This is a genomic window from Kutzneria sp. CA-103260 (assembly GCF_018263855.1).
In the GTDB taxonomy this organism is placed as follows: Bacteria; Actinomycetota; Actinomycetes; order Mycobacteriales; family Pseudonocardiaceae; genus Kutzneria.
Window position 1 is genome coordinate 3,789,027 of record NZ_CP073318.1, and the last position, 15,027, is coordinate 3,804,053.

The window sequence follows — 15,027 nt, forward strand, 5'->3', positions numbered from 1 at the left end:
CGGTCAACGAGAGCGGCGCGCGATGAGCCGCTGCAAGGCGATGAAGGCGAACAGAAGCGCGCCGATCACGATCCGGGTCCACCAGGAACTCAGCGTTCCGTCGAAGGTGATCAGGGTCTGGATGATGCCGAGCACCAGCACGCCGAGCACGGTGCCGAGCACGTAGCCGGAGCCGCCGGTGAGGATCGTGCCGCCGATGACCACGGCCGCGATCGCGTCCAACTCCGTGCCCACCGCGCCCAGCGGATCAGCCGACAGCGTGTAGAACGCCATCAACACGCCGCCGAGCGCCGAGCACAACCCGCTGATCGTGTACACGGCAACCTTGGTCCGGGCCACGGTCAGACCCATCAGCAGCGCCGACCGCTCGCTGCCGCCGACCGCGTACACGGTCCGGCCGAACCGGCTGAAGTGCAGCACGTACCAAGCGATCGCCACGACGACCAGCGCGATCACCACGCTCGGCGAGACGTGTAGACCCGCGCCGAGCGGAATCGGCGTCTGCGCCATCGTGGTGTACGTGTCGTTGTCGATCGCGATGGACTCGGTGCTGATCGTGTAGCACAGGCCCCGGGCCAGGAACATGCCGGCCAGCGTCACGATGAACGGCTGGATCTCGAAGTAGTGGATCACCAGCCCCATCAGGAAGCCGAGCAGCGCGCCGACCGCCAGCACCACCGGGATCACCGCGAACGCCGGCCAACCCCGGTGCTCCAGCAGGTCGGCCGACGCCATCGCGGACAGCGCGGCGACCGAGCCCACGGACAGGTCGATGCCGCCGGTGAGGATGACGAACGTCGCCCCGACCGCGACCACCAGCAGGAACGCGTGGTCGATGAAGATGTCCAGCACCACCTGGCCGGTGCCGAAGGCCGGGTACCGCACGGCGCCGAAGCCGTACGCGCCGACCAGCAGCGCCAGGGCGGCCAGCACGGGAAGGTAGCGCCGCTGCGGCCGGTAGGACCGCAGGCGCACGGACAGCGCGGTCACGAAGCCACCTCCACCTTCTCCGGCTTCGCTTGCACCGCAGGCGGTTCCGGTCGTCGTCGACGCTTGACCAGCTTGGCGCGGAAGGCCGGCGACTGCACCAGGCACACCACCGTGACGACAACTGCCTTGAACAGCAGAGTTTCCTGGGACGGAATGCCCAGCGCGTAGACGGTGGTGGTCAGCGTCTGGATGAGCAGCGCGCCGATCACCGTGCCGCCCAGGGAGAATCGGCCGCCGGTCAGCTGCGTGCCGCCGATCACCACCGCCAGAATCGCGTCCAGCTCGATCCACAGACCGGCGTTGTTGCCGTCGGCCCCGGTGACGTTGGAGCTGATGATCAGCCCGGCGACGCCGGCGCACAGCGCGCTGAACACGTAGCAGAGCCAGATCAGGCGACCGGACCGCAGTCCGGACAGCCGGCTCGCCTCCGGGTTGCCGCCGACCGACTCCAGCAGCAGCCCGAGCGCGGAGCGCCGGACCACCAGCGAGGTCAACGCGTACACCGCCATCGCGATCAGGAACGACAGCGGCAGGGTGAGCAGGTAGCCGCCGGCGATGGCCAGGAACGGCCCGGAGGACACCGTCACGATCTGGCCGCCGGTGATCAGCTGCGCCAGCCCGCGGCCGGCGACCATGAGGATCAGCGTGGCCACGATGGGCTGAATCTTCAGACCGGCCACCAGCCAGCCGTTCCACGCGCCCAACACCAGGCACAGTCCGAGCGCCGTGGCCACCGCGACCAGCATGCTGGTGCTGCCCAGTTGCACGCACGCCACCGCGCCGCTGACCGCCACCACCGCGCCGACGGACAGGTCGATGCCCCGGGTGGCGATCACCAGGGTCATGCCGACCGCGATGAGGATCAGCGGCGAGCCGTTGCGCAGGATGTCGACGAGGTTGCCGTACAGGTGGCCGTCGCGGATCTCGATGGCGAAGAACCGCGGCGACACGACAAGGTTGCCCAACAGCAGCGCCACCAGCGCCGCCGCCGGCCAGAACAACCGGTGCCTGGTCATCGTGATCATGAGGCGTCACCGTCCGCGATGGTCGACATGATCTCCTCCGGGGTGAGCCCGTCGTTGGTCAGCTGGGCGACGACCCGCCGGTCGCGCAGCACCGCGACGTGGTGGCTCAGCCGCAGCACCTCCTCCAGCTCGGCGGAGATGAACAGCACCGCCATGCCGTCGTCGGACAGCGTGGCGACCAGCTTCTGGATCTCCGCCTTGGCCCCGATGTCGATGCCTCGGGTGGGTTCGTCCAGGATGAGCAGCCGCGGCTCGGTGACCAGCCACCGGGCCAGCAGCACCTTCTGCTGGTTGCCGCCGGACAGCGTGCCGACGACCGCCTCGGGATCGGCGGGCCGGATGTCCAGCGTCTCGATGTACTTGGTGGCCAGCTCCAGCTGCCGCCGGCGCGGGATCGGCCGCAGCCACCCGCGCGCGGCCTGCAGCGCCAGCGCGATGTTCTCGCGGATGGTCAGCTCCGCGATCAGGCCCTCGGTCTTGCGGTTCTCCGAGCAGAAACCGATGTGGTGGTCCATCGCCGCGCGTGGGGTGCGCAGGTGCGCCCGCCGCCCGTCGATGTCGACCGTGCCGGCGTCGGCGTGGTCCGCGCCGAACAGCAGCCGGGCCAGCTCGGTGCGGCCGGAGCCGAGCAGCCCGGCCAGCCCGACCACCTCGCCCCGGCGGATGGTCATCGAGAACGGCTCGATGCCGCCGGCGCGGGCCAGTCCGTCGGTGGCGACCAGCACCGGCCCGTCCTCGGCGGGCCGGGACCGCTCGGACACCTCCAGCTCGTCCAGCGCGGCGAGCTCCTTGCCGATCATCCTCGTCACCAGCTCGACCGGCGTGATCTCCGGAGTGACGTACTCGCCGACGAGTTTTCCGTTGCGCAGCACGGTCATCCGGTCGGCGATGGCGAAGACCTGGTCGATGAAGTGGGACACGAACAGGATGGCCATGCCGTCCGCGCGCAGAGCCCGCAGCACCGCCATCAGCTGCTCGACTTCCCTGGCGTCGAGGCTGGAGGTCGGCTCGTCGAGCACCAGCACGCGGGCCGACACGTCCAGCGCGCGGGCGATCGCGACCATCTGCTGCACCGCGATCGACTGCGTGCCCAGCTCGGCCGACACGTCGATGTGCAGGTCGAGCCGGGCCAGCAACTCCTCGGCCCGGGTCCGCATCCTCGACCACTGGATACGGCCGAACCGGCGCGGCTCACGGCCGATGAAGACATTCTCCGCGACCGACAGGTTCGGGCACAGGTTCACCTCCTGGTAGACCGTGCTCACACCGGCCTGCTGCGCCTGGTCCGGGCCGCCGAAGGACACCGGCGACCCGGCCAGCTCGATCGAGCCCGCGTCCACGCCCTCGACCCCGGTCAGCACCTTGATCAGGGTCGACTTGCCGGCGCCGTTCTCGCCCATCAGGGCGTGCACCTCGCCGGGGAACAGGCGGAAGTCGACGTCGTCCAGCGCGGTGACGCCGGGGAACCGCTTGCGGATGCCGGTCATCCGGAGGATCTCTGTGGACTGGTCCATCACGTGGCCGTTCTCGCGGGACGCGGACGCGGGTCAGTACTGGCGGGAGGGCAGCGCGGCCTTGGCGGCCGCCTGGTCGAACGCGGTCTCCTTGGTGAGGATCCGGTTCGGCACGCTCTGCCCGGCGGCGACCTTCTTGACCAGGTCCATCAGCTGCGGGCCGAGCAGCGGGTTGCACTCGACGACGTAGTTGAACTTGCCGTCGGCCAGCGCCTGGAGGCCGTCGTGGGTGCCGTCCACCGTGACGATCTTGATGTCCTTGCCCGGCGTGAGGCCGGCGGCCTGGATGGCGTCCAGCGCGCCGAGGCCCATGTCGTCGTTCTGCGCGAACAGCACGTCGATCTTGCTCTGCGACTTGAGGAAGGACTCCATCACCTGCTTGCCCTGGGCGCGGGTGAAGTCGCCGTCCTGCGAGGCCACGACCTTGAACTTCGGGTCGGCCTTGATCACGTCGTCGAAGCCCTTGGACCGGTCGTTGGCCGGCGCCGAGCCGGTGGTGCCCTCCAGCACGGCGATGTTCACCGGGCCGGTGGCCGACGCGTACTGCTTGGCCACCCAGTCGCCGGCTTCCTTGCCCTCGTTGACGAAGTCGGAGCCGAGGAAGCTCTTGTAGAGCGTGGTGTCCTTCGAGTCGATCGCGCGGTCGGTGAGGATCACCGGGATGTTCGCGGTCTTGGCCTCCTTCAGCACGGTGTCCCAGCCGGTCTCCACCACCGGCGAGAAGGCGATCACGCTGACGTGCTGCTGGATGTAGGACCGGATGGCCTGGATCTGGTTGGCCTGCTTCTGCTGCGCGTCGGAGAACTTCAGCGTGATGCCGGCGTCCTTGGCCGACTCCTGGATGGACTTGGTGTTCGCGGTCCGCCAGCCGCTCTCCGCGCCGACCTGGGCGAAGCCCAGCGTGATCGCGCCGCTGCCGCCGCCGGCCGCGGTCGAGCCGCCGCCGCACCCGGCCAGCACGGTCAGGCCGAGCGCGCCGGCCACGAGTAACGCCACTCTGGTACGCAACACGTTCACTCCTCGATCACCGTTGATCAAATCCAGTTAGCGCTAACAGTCAGGCGTCGCGGACGCCCGTGCGCCGGGCCGTCCCGTTCGCTATCGGGGGCCGGTGCTCTCCCGCACGACCAACTCCGGCGTGATCAGGTGCCTCCCGCCGTCGTCCTCTTCCTTCAGACGCAACAGCAGCAGCTCGAAGGCCTGCCGGCCGACCTCGATGAAGTCCTGGCGCACCGTGGTCAGCGGCGGGCTGAAGTAGGCGGCTTCCGGCACGTCGTCGAACCCGACCACATGCACGTCGCGCGGCACCGTGATGCCGGCCTCGGCGAACGCCCGCAGCATGCCCAGCGCCATCTGGTCGTTGGCGACGAACACCGCGGTCACCCCGCTCTCGGCGACCAACTTCCGCCCCGCGTCGTAGCCCGAGCGCGGACTCCAGTCGCCGCGCAGCATCGGCGGGGCCTCGATGCCGTGCGCCTCCAGCGTTTCCCGCCAGCCCTGTTCCCGGGCCCGCGCCTCCAGCCAGTCCGAGGGACCGGCCACATGCCAGACAGTCTTGTGTCCCAACGCGAGCAGGTGCTCGGTGGCCCGCCGGGCCCCGTCGTACTGGTCCACCGTGACCACCGGGACCGGCGCAGACTCGGAGGCGCCGACGGCGACCAGCGGCACGTCGCGCGGCGTGAACTCCAGCGCGCGGCCCGCGGCCACGTGCGGGGCGATCACCAGGATGCCTTCCACGGCCTGGCGGCGCAGGTTCTCCACGGCGTCCGCGATGGACTGCCGCTGGGGCCGGCTCACGCTGGAGATGGTGATCGCGTAGCCCGCCTCGCGCGCCGCGTGCTCGATGCCGTATAGCATGCTGGCCGGCCCGTACAGCGTGGAGTCGAGCGCGATCACACCGAGCGTCTCGGACTTGCCGGTGGCCAGCGTGCGCGCCGCCGAGTTGGGCCGGTAGTCCAACTCCCGGATGGCCGCCTCCACCCGCGCCCGGGTCTCCGGCTTGACCGGGCCGGTGCCGTTGATCACCCGGGACACCGTCATGTGCGACACGCCGGCCACCTCGGCCACGTCCGTCAGACTCGCCTGCCGGACGGCCGACGGGCCCGCGGCCTTGCGACCGCCGTCGGTCGGGGACGTCCGTGCCACCAGCGTCAGCTCCCTGTCATCCACGGTTCACCACTGCCCGTTGAGGTGCACAGTGTTAGCGATAACAGCTAGCCGGTCAAGACCGGAAGGTAACGGTTCGATGGCGTGCGCCATCGAGGTAACGGGTCGGCAACAAAAGGTCTCTCGGCGGTTGTCGAGGCTCCGACCTGGGCCTACGTTGCCGTCGTGCGCTTGCCGGCTTGCACGCCGGCCAGCCGGACGGCGGCGACAGTGGATCTTTCTTTATCGACGTCATCACGGGGGACGACCGTGCGGAGGCCGCGTTTCATCACTCGACTGTTAGCGCTAACCCTCTTGGTTGGCTGACCGGCACCACGAGCCGGGCGCCGGTGGCATGCCGAACTCCCCCATGCCACCGGCGCCCATCCAGTCCTCAGCCGATGTTCCTGGCCACGTAAGGGCCAAGGAACGCGCCGCGCGGATCGAGCTTGGCCCTCAGCTCCCGGAAGTCGGGCAGCATCGGCCAGATTTCGTCCGACGGGCGGCGGTGGAACAGCTTGCCCCAGTGCGCCCGCACGTCGAAGGGCGCCAGCCGCTCCTCGATGGCCGGCAGCAGCGCCTCGACCTCGTCCTGGCGCGGCCGCCAGGTGAAGTGCAGCGCCACCCGGTCGCCGCCTTGAGCCGGGCTCAGCCACAGGTCGTCGCCGGCGATCGTGCGGATCTCGGAGCACAGCGCCAGCGGCGCGATGCGATGACCGAGGCCGCGCAGCGCCTCGAACGCCGCGGTGGCGTGTCGGTACGGCACGAAGTACTCCGACTGGAGCTCGTCCCCGGCGCTCGGGGTGAAACCCAGCCGGAAGTGCGGCAGCCGCTCGTGCCACGGCCCCGGGACGCCCAGCTGCTCGGTGCAGTTCTCCGCGGAGAGACCCGCCGCGTGGACCGGGTGCCGGGGCCCGTCGGCCGGCCGCGCGTCGAACAGCTCCGTGCGCGGCTCGCCGACAGTCTTCAGCCACACCTGGTCCACGTTGTCGTTGGCCCAGTTGGTGAACACGCTGACGCTGTAGGCGCGGTCCTGGATCTCGTCGAAATGCGCGAACAGCGCCGCCCAGGACAGCCCGTCGAAGACGTGCTGTCGCACATCGAAGGTCGGCAGCAGGTCGAGCGTCATCCGCGTGACGACGCCCAGCGCGCCGACGTTCACCACCACACCGGCGAACTCCTTGTCGCCCCGGGCGAAGCTGCGCAGCTCGCCGTCCGCCGTGACGAGGTCCAGCGCCGACACCGCCGACGCGAGCCCCTGGTTGCGACGGCCGGAGCCATGGGTGCCGGTCGCGACGCTGCCGGCGATCGTGCAGTGCGGCAGCGACGCGAGGTTTGGCAGCCCAAACCCCTTGGCGTGCAGGAAAGACGCGAGTTCGCCGTAGCGCGTGGCGCCACTCGTCGTCACGGTGGCGGCCGCCGAGTCGATCTCGATCGCCGACGCCACCTCCGCGATGTCGATCTGCACGCCGCCGTCGAAGTCGGCGATGTCGTTGAAGCAGTGCCTGGTGCCCAATGCCTTGATCCTCGGCGCCGCCGCGACCATCTCCCGCACTTCGTTGAGGGTGCGCGGCCGCAGGATGCGCGCCGCCGCGTAGGCGTGGTTGCCCGCCCAGTTCGATTCCGGCACCGGCGTCACAGACCTGGCACCGCCTTCCTCGGTTGTCGCGCTGCCCCGGAATCCGAACGTAGGTCAGCGGGAGATCACGCACAAGCGTGGTGGCGCTCACCGGCAAGGGCGGTCGAATGTGTCGAACACGGGCGCCCGTCCGATCACGATCGTGACCCGAACCAGGCAACGTGAAAGAAATTCATCTGCTTGCCGGTCGTATCGACGGGCGTTCGATGCTGGACTGCCGCACATGACCACCTTCCGCCGGGCCTGCCTGCTCGCGACACTGCTGCTCGCCACCACGGTCGCCGTGCCGGTGGCCCAGGCGGACACGCCGGTCGCCGATCCCGCGGCGCTGGTCGACACCTTCGTCGGCACCACCGGCGACGGCCACGACTTCCCCGGCGCGGACACGCCGTTCGGCATGATGCAGTGGAGCCCGGACACCCCGTCCCGGCCCAAGGGCGGCGGCTACGAGCACAACGACTCGGCCATCACCGGCTTCAGCCTCACCCACGTCTCCGGTCCCGGCTGCGCCGCCGCCGACGACGTGCCGTTCCTGCCGACAACCGGGGCGATCACCAGCCCCGGCTCGGCCACCGCGTCCTTCACGCACGCCAAGGAGAGCTCCGCCCCCGGCTACTACTCCGTCGGCCTCGGCTCCGGCGTCCAGGCCGAGCTGACCACCGCCACCCGGTCCGGCATCGGCCGCTTCACCTACCCGGCCGGCGTCCCCGCGAACATGATCGTCAAGGTCGCCGACAACCCGAGCCCGGTCTCGGCCAGCAGCGTCACCGTCGTCGACGACCACACGATCACCGGCTCGGTGACCAGCGTCGGCTTCTGCGAAGCCAGCAATCCGTTCACCCTGTACTTCAGCGCCACCTTCGACCATCGGTTCACGGCGACCGGCAGCTACAACGGCGGCGAGTACGTCACCTTCGACACCACCGGCAACCAGGTCGTCCAGGCCCGCGTCGGCATTTCCTACGTCTCCACGGCCAACGCCAAGTCCAATGTGGACTCCGAGATACCGGGCTGGGACTTCGACAGCACGCGAGCATCGGCGTACCAGGCATGGAACACCCGGCTGAGCCGGATCGGGATCACCGGCGGCACCGCCGAACAGCAGCACGTCTTCTACACCGCGCTCTATCACTCGCTGTTGCACCCCAACGTGTTCAGCGACGCCAACGGTCAGTACCTCGGCTTCGACAACACCGTGCACACCGCGCCGGCCGGCCACGCCCACTACGCCAACTACTCCGGCTGGGACATCTACCGCACCCAGGCCCAACTGTCGGCGCTGATCGCCCCCGACGCCGCCAGCGACATGGCCCAGTCCATGGTCGACGACTACCGCCAGGGCGGCACGCTGCCCAAGTGGGCCATGAACAACGCGGAGACCTACATCATGGTCGGCGATCCGGCCGACGCCGTCCTCGCCGACTACTACGCCTTCGGGGCCCGCGGCTTCGACACCTCGGCCGCGCTGGACGCCATGGTCCACCAGGCGACGACCACCAACAACGCCCGCCCCGGCGGCGGATACCTGGACAGCTTCGGCTACCTGCCCACCGACAGCCCCTACGGCTGCTGCCACTACTACGCCGGCGTCTCGACCCAGCTGGAGTACGACACCGCCGACTTCGCCCTGTCGGCCTTCGCCGCCGCGCTCGGCGACACCGCCGACAGCGCCAAGTTCCGCGACCGTGCCCAGAACTGGCGCAACATCTTCAACCCGAGCAGCGGCTACATCCAGCCAAGGCACTCCAACGGCCGCTGGATGACCGGCTTCCTGCCCGCGCCGATCTCCGGTGGCACCAACACCAACGACTTCGCCGAAGGCGACTCGCTCATCTACACCGGCATGGTGCCGTTCAACCTCGCCGGTCTGGCGGCGGCCAAGGGCGGCAACGACGCGATGGCCAAGTACCTCGACGGCGTGCTCACCGGCTACACCGGCCTGCTCAGCCTGGCCGGCCTCCAGTCCAACATGGGCAACGAGCCGAGCTTCGAACTGCCGTGGGAGTACGACTACATCGGACGGCCCTACCGCACCCAGCAGGTCGTCCGGCAGATCCAGGACCAGCTCTGGACCGACTCCCCCGGCGGCCTCGCCGGCAACGACGACCTCGGCGCGATGAGCGCCTGGTACGTCTGGTCGGCGCTGGGCCTGTACCCCGAGACGCCGGGCACCGCCGACCTGGCACTGGGCAGCCCGCTGTTCACCTCGGCCACCGTCGCCCTGCCCAGCGGTCACACGTTGAGGATCAACGCGCCGCAGGCCGCCGACAACGCCCCGTACGTGCAATCGCTGGCGTTGAACGGTTCCAGCTGGGCCAACGCGTACCTGCCGGCGGCCACGATCACCGCCGGCGGCACGCTCGACTACACCCTGGGCACTGCGGCCAACACCTCGTGGGCGACGGCCCCGTCCTCGGCGCCGCCCTCCTACGACGGCACGGCCACACCCGCGCCGGTCGAACCCACTGGTCCCATCACGTCGACACCGGCCGGCAACTGCGTGGACGTCGCGAACGCCAGCAACGCCAACGGCACCGCAGTCCAGCTGTATCCGTGCAACGGCACCAATGCCCAGAGCTGGACCGTGGTGCCCGACGGCACGCTCCAGGCCCTGACGAAGTGCCTGGACGTCACACAGGGCGGCACCGCCAACGGCACCCCCGTGCAGCTCTACGTGTGCAACGGCACCGGGTCGCAGCAGTGGCAGTCCACATCGGACGGCCAGTTGGCCAATCCCCAGTCCGGCCGCTGCCTGACCGTCCCCGGCGGCAGCACGGCCGCGAAGACCCGGCTGGAGATCGACGACTGCCAGCGGGCCGCCGGACAGCTGTGGGGCCTGCCGCACTGAGCCGTCGGTGTGTCACTGAAACTGTCGAACATTCACGGTTCACCATAGGAGATTCACCGGATTGCCGACCCGGTCGCCGCCCCGGGCCACGGCTCTCCGCTCGCGCGACAAGCTACCTTCGTATGGAGTTCGGCATTTCCGTCCATGGCCACAGCACACCAATCGGACAATTACCGCCATGCTTGGGCACTGCGTCCGAAGGCGCGCGGATGCTAGGTTTTCCGCCGCTGCCGGTGAAGCAGTAACTATTGACGCCGCTCACAGGGTCAAGGACGTTCCGTTGACCGCGCCGGAATTCGCGACATAAATTTCCGTCGACCGTCCAGAACGACCGAAAATCTCCTCGAACACGACAGAACGCACCCTGAACGAGAGAGTGTGACGTGAAGAGATCCCTGCGCGTACTCGCGACGAGCATCGCCCCCCTGCCGGTCATCGCCGGTGCGATGCTGGCCGCAACGACGGCGTCAGCGGCCACGACGCCGCTGGTCGCCGTCCCGAACACAGTCAATCCGGCGATCGCCGCCAGCGTCGGCGTCGGCGAACTGCCCGCGACCGACAAAGTCTCGGTGGCCGTCTCGCTGAAACTGCGCGACCAGGCCGGACTGGACAAGTTCGTGTCCGAGGTCGGCGACCCGCACTCGCCCGAATACAAGCACTTCCTCACCCCCGCGCAGTTCACCGCGAAGTTCGGGCCGAGCCGGCAGGAGGTCGACTCCGTGTCGGCATTCCTGGCCTCGCACGGATTGTCGGTGACGCCGCACCAGGCGAACAGCCAGGTGATCGACGCGACCGGCACCGCCGATCAGGTGGGCCGCGTGTTCAACACCAGGCTGGGGCTCTACCGGCAGCACGGCCGCGAGTTCTACGCCAACGAGACCGCGCCGACCCTGCCGGCCTCGATCGCCGGCTCGGTGGCCGCGGTGACCGGCCTGGACAACCACGCCGTGCTGCACGCCGACGCGGTCAAGCAGCCGGCGGCGACGGCGAAGGCGGCGTCCGGGCTGACGCCGAGCAAGATCAAGAGCGGCTACGCCGTGAGCGGACTGGGCACCGGCAGCGGCGAATCCGTTGCCCTGTGGGAGTTCGACGGCTACCAGGCCAGCAACATCGCCACCTACGACAGCACCTACGGCCTCGGCTCGTCCACCCCGACCACCGTCTCGGTGGACGGCGCGGACTACGACTCCAGCCCCGGTGACGGCCAGGGCGAGGTCGAGCTGGACATCGAGATCGTGCAGGCGGTCGCCCCGGCGGCCAGCACCTCGGTGTACGAGGCCCCCAACAGCGACCAGGGCCAGATCGACATGGCCGCCCAGATCGCCGCCGACGACAGTGTCAACGTCACGTCGATCTCCTGGGGCGAGTGCGAGACCGCCAGCTCCTCGGCCACCATCAGCAGCACCCACGACGCGCTGGCCCAGGGCGTCGCCGAGGGCATCAGCTTCTACGCGGCGTCCGGCGACAGCGGCTCCGACGACTGCGGCGACGGCACCACGGCCGTGGACTACCCGGCGTCCGACCCCGACGTCACGGGTGTCGGCGGCACCACGCTGACCGAGACCAGCGCCGGCGCGTGGTCCAAGGAGACCGCGTGGAGCGACGGCGGTGGCGGCGTGTCCACGTCGTTCTCCGGCCGGACCGTGCCCGACGTGTCCGCCGACGCCAACCCCAGCACCGGTTACGCGATCTACTCCGCCGGCAGCTGGGTCGAGTACGGCGGCACCAGCTGCGCCGCGCCGGTGTGGTCGGGCATCACCGCCCTGCTGGACAACGAACTCGGCGGCAACCAGGGCAACCTGGACGCCACCTTCAGCAGCATCGGCAAGAGTTCCAGCTACAGCAGCGCGTTCCACGACATCAAGTCCGGCAGCAACGGCTCCTACAGCGCGGGCACCGGCTACGACAAGGTGACCGGCTGGGGCACGCCCATCGCCTCCGGCCTGTACTCGGCCCTCGGCTGAGCACCACGCAGGAGCGGGGGTCGTCGGTTCGGCCGGCGGCCCCCGCCTTCGGGTCACCCGTGTTGTCCGACAGGAATCACGACCCCCAGCCCCAGGCGACACGGTGTGCGCCACTCGCGTTGGTGACCCGCAGCGTCGGGGCGGAGCCGTTGCCCTGCAAGGCGGTCAGCGAGAACGTGTCGCCGGTGCGCAGTCCGGGCCAGTACACCGAGCCCATCCGCAGCTCCCGCAGCCGGTCGGTCACCACCTGGAGGTAGGCGATCTCGTTGGAGCCGTTGACCGGCCCGTCGTAGTTCAGCCCGGTGGTCATGCTCGCGCCGAACTCGTCGAGCACCGTGCGCGACGCGCAGTTCCCGATGCGGGCGTCGAAGTCCGCCCGCCACTTCGCCGGATCCGTCCAGTCGGAGTGCCAGAACCCGTAGAAGTGCAGGGCCAGATGCGTGCCGCCGAGCCGGTTGTCGGCGCAGACCGCCTTGACGTCGTCGGCGTAGCCGGTGCCGTCGACGAACACCCGGGCGCGCGGCACCTGCGGATGGGCGGCCAGCCAGCTCGCCACCACGTCGCGCCACTGCTGGCTGGTGTAGCCGAACGGCTCGTTCATCGGCTCGAAGTACACGGCGTCGTCGCGGCCGTACCGGGCGGTGATCCGGTTCCACATCGCGGTGAACGCGGCGGTGTCGTCGATCCGGCCGTCCTTGGCCGTCGGCGACTCCCAGTACCCCAGGATCACCTTGAACCCCTGGGCGGTGGCGGCGTCGATGGCCCCGGTGTAGGAGTTCCAGAACGTCCCGTTGACGGTGGCCGGGTTCACCGGGAGCCGGACGGTGTTGGCCCCCAGCTTGGCGCGGAACTGGCCGATGACCGACCTGGCCTTGGCGTAGGTGGCGGCATAACTGTCCGTTTTGGACAGACCGGACGGCACGACCTCGTCGGACGCGTAGTTGTCCCGCGGATCGGCCCAGTTCACTCCCCGGAATCCGCTCGTGTCGAGAGGCTTGGCGCCGGCCGTGCCGGTGGCGCCCGCCGCCAGTCCCAGCACACAGCAGGCCGTCGCCAGGATCCTTGCCGCACGCCGTCGTGCGGGAGAAGCGTTCATCGGGGCCTCCTCATTCCTCGGTGTGGCCGAGCAGGGCGTGGGGCGCGCAGCGCACCACGGGGTCGGACATCGTGTCCAGCTCCAGGACGACGACGTCGTTGGCGCCGGGGCGGACCACCGGCGCGGGCACGTACAGGGTCCGCTGTGGACCTCGGCGCCAGTAGGAGCCCAGCAGGAAACCGTTGAACCAGACCATTCCCTTGCCCCAGCCCGCGGTGTCGAGGAACAGGTCGGTCGACTCGTCGACGGTCAGCCGGCCGCGCGTGACCACCGGACCGGCCAGCGGTCCCCGCACCCGCGCGCCGTCGGCACTGCCGGTGTGGGCGTCCGGCACAGCGGTGGTGTCCACCGGCAGCACCTCCCATCCGGTCAGCTCCTCGCCGTGCAGATGGACACCGCCGACGATCCCCTTGGGTTCGCCGATGCGCGGGCCGTAGTCCACGCGGCCGAGGTCCTCGACCAACAACGTCAGCTCGCCGCCGGACACCGGCAGCGCGATGGCGTTGTCGTGGTGCTCGCGCAGCAGCGTGCCCAGCCGCACACCGTCGAGGAAAACCGTGACACGGTCGCGGATCTCGCCGAACACGAGCACGCCCGGCCCCTCCCCGGCGACCGAGGTCCGGGCCAGCGCCAGCCGCGGGACCGGCGAGAGGTCGTCGAGGGCGGGCAGTCGGCGGTGCGCCGACCAGGTCCCCCAACGCTCGGGTGTGGCCAGCAACGGTTGCGGGTCGTGCAGCGACGTGGTCGGCGCCGGCACGGGGCGGGCCGGCGGCGGCACGCTGTCGGGAACCTTGTGGTAGCGCGCGATGACCTCGCGGAACGCGTGGTACTTGGCTGTCGGGTTGCCGGCCTCGTCGAGTGGCGCGTCGTAGTCGTACGAGGTGACCAGCGGCTGGTAGGTGCCCTTGTCGTTGGCGCCGTTGGTGAGACCGAAGTTGGTGCCGCCGTGGAACATGTAGATGTTGACGGACGCGCCGGCGGCCAGTAGGGCGTCGAGCTCCGCGGCGGATTCCGTCGCCGAGGTCACATGGTGGTGTGCGCCCCAGTGGTCGAACCAACCGCACCAGAACTCGCTGCACATCAGCGGTCCGGTGGGTTGGTGGACCCGCAGGGCGGCGAGGCGTTCGGCCGTGCGCGACCCGAACGACGCGGTGCGGTGCAGCCCCTCAAGGCCGCCCGCCGAAAGCATGTCGCCGAGCGGTTGGTCCACTGTGGTCAGTGGCACCGTCACGCCTGCGGCGCGGGTATGCCGGGCCAGCTCGGCCAGGTAGCGCTTGTCACTGCCGAAGGCCCCGTACTCGTTCTCCACCTGCACCAGCAGAACCGGGCCGCCCCGGTCCACCTGGTGCGTCACCACCACGCGGTACACCTGGTCGAGGTACTCACGAACGGCCTCCAGGTAGCGAGGTTCGAACGTGCGTACCCCGACCTCGGGGTCACGCAGCAGCCACGTGGGCAGCCCGCCGTTGTCCCATTCCGCGCAGATGTACGGGCCGGGGCGGACGATCGCGTACATGCCGGCGTCCGCGATCAGGCCGAGGAACCGGTCCAGGTCGAGCCCGCCGTCGAGATGGAACGTGCCGCGTTCCGGCGCGTGGGCGTTCCACGGCACGTACGTCTCGATCGTGTTGAGACCCATCCGGCGGGCCTTGTCGATCCGGTCCGCCCACTGCTCCGGATGCACCCGGAAGTAGTGCAGCGCACCGGAAAGGATCCGGAACGGTTGGCCGTCGAGCAGGAAGTCCGACTCGCCGATCACGAATTCGCCCATGGCTGGAACGCGCCCTCCCGGATCGCGGTCGCGGG

10 protein-coding genes are annotated in these 15,027 nt (G+C 69.7%); 2 read left to right on the top strand and 8 right to left on the bottom strand.

The genetic code is table 11. The annotated features are described in order from the left end of the window. Nucleotides 1–3: 3 nt before the first annotated feature. The 6 genes from yjfF to JJ691_RS16200 all read right to left on the bottom strand — a co-directional run bounded on the left by yjfF (nucleotide 4) and on the right by JJ691_RS16200 (nucleotide 7,304). Complete coding sequence (gene yjfF, locus JJ691_RS16175; RefSeq protein WP_211769581.1) at nucleotides 4–990, bottom strand: galactofuranose ABC transporter, permease protein YjfF; 987 nt, start codon at nucleotides 988–990, stop codon at nucleotides 4–6. After that, nucleotides 987–2,015: an ABC transporter permease gene (locus JJ691_RS16180; RefSeq protein WP_211769582.1), complete on the bottom strand. Its 1,029-nt coding sequence runs from the start codon at nucleotides 2,013–2,015 to the stop codon at nucleotides 987–989. Before JJ691_RS16180 ends, yjfF begins: the two co-directional genes overlap by 4 nt. Continuing rightward, nucleotides 2,012–3,529 (bottom strand): sugar ABC transporter ATP-binding protein, encoded by a 1,518-nt coding sequence (locus JJ691_RS16185; RefSeq protein WP_249227972.1) that lies wholly within the window; start codon nucleotides 3,527–3,529, stop codon nucleotides 2,012–2,014. The genes JJ691_RS16180 and JJ691_RS16185 overlap by 4 nt, the downstream gene beginning before the upstream one ends. Before the next feature lie 33 nt (nucleotides 3,530–3,562). After that, on the bottom strand, nucleotides 3,563–4,546 hold the full coding sequence (locus JJ691_RS16190; protein WP_211769583.1) for an ABC transporter substrate-binding protein: 984 nt from the start codon (nucleotides 4,544–4,546) through the stop codon (nucleotides 3,563–3,565). 81 nt (nucleotides 4,547–4,627) lie between these two features. Beyond that, on the bottom strand, nucleotides 4,628–5,674 hold the full coding sequence (locus tag JJ691_RS16195) for a LacI family DNA-binding transcriptional regulator (protein ID WP_256449435.1): 1,047 nt from the start codon (nucleotides 5,672–5,674) through the stop codon (nucleotides 4,628–4,630). 394 nt (nucleotides 5,675–6,068) lie between these two features. Next, nucleotides 6,069–7,304 (bottom strand): FAD-binding protein, encoded by a 1,236-nt coding sequence (locus JJ691_RS16200; protein ID WP_211771513.1) that lies wholly within the window; start codon nucleotides 7,302–7,304, stop codon nucleotides 6,069–6,071. Nucleotides 7,305–7,536: 232 nt separating this feature from the next. Between JJ691_RS16200 and JJ691_RS16205 the strand changes: the two genes are divergently transcribed. Further along, complete coding sequence (locus JJ691_RS16205) at nucleotides 7,537–10,161, top strand: lectin (RefSeq protein WP_211769585.1); 2,625 nt, start codon at nucleotides 7,537–7,539, stop codon at nucleotides 10,159–10,161. Nucleotides 10,162–10,544: 383 nt separating this feature from the next. Next, complete coding sequence (locus tag JJ691_RS16210; protein WP_249227973.1) at nucleotides 10,545–12,125, top strand: S53 family peptidase; 1,581 nt, start codon at nucleotides 10,545–10,547, stop codon at nucleotides 12,123–12,125. A gap of 76 nt (nucleotides 12,126–12,201) precedes the next feature. Here JJ691_RS16210 and JJ691_RS16215 read toward each other — a convergent pair whose 3' ends face one another. Together JJ691_RS16215 and JJ691_RS16220 are read right to left on the bottom strand one after the other, a co-directional pair. Continuing rightward, the gene (locus JJ691_RS16215; RefSeq protein WP_211769586.1) at nucleotides 12,202–13,221 is read right to left on the bottom strand and encodes a glycoside hydrolase family 5 protein; all 1,020 of its coding nucleotides are present in this window, start codon (nucleotides 13,219–13,221) and stop codon (nucleotides 12,202–12,204) included. Between the two features lie 10 nt (nucleotides 13,222–13,231). Then, on the bottom strand, nucleotides 13,232–14,992 hold the full coding sequence (locus JJ691_RS16220; RefSeq protein ID WP_211769587.1) for a glycoside hydrolase family 35 protein: 1,761 nt from the start codon (nucleotides 14,990–14,992) through the stop codon (nucleotides 13,232–13,234). Between the last annotated feature and the right edge of the window lie 35 nt (nucleotides 14,993–15,027).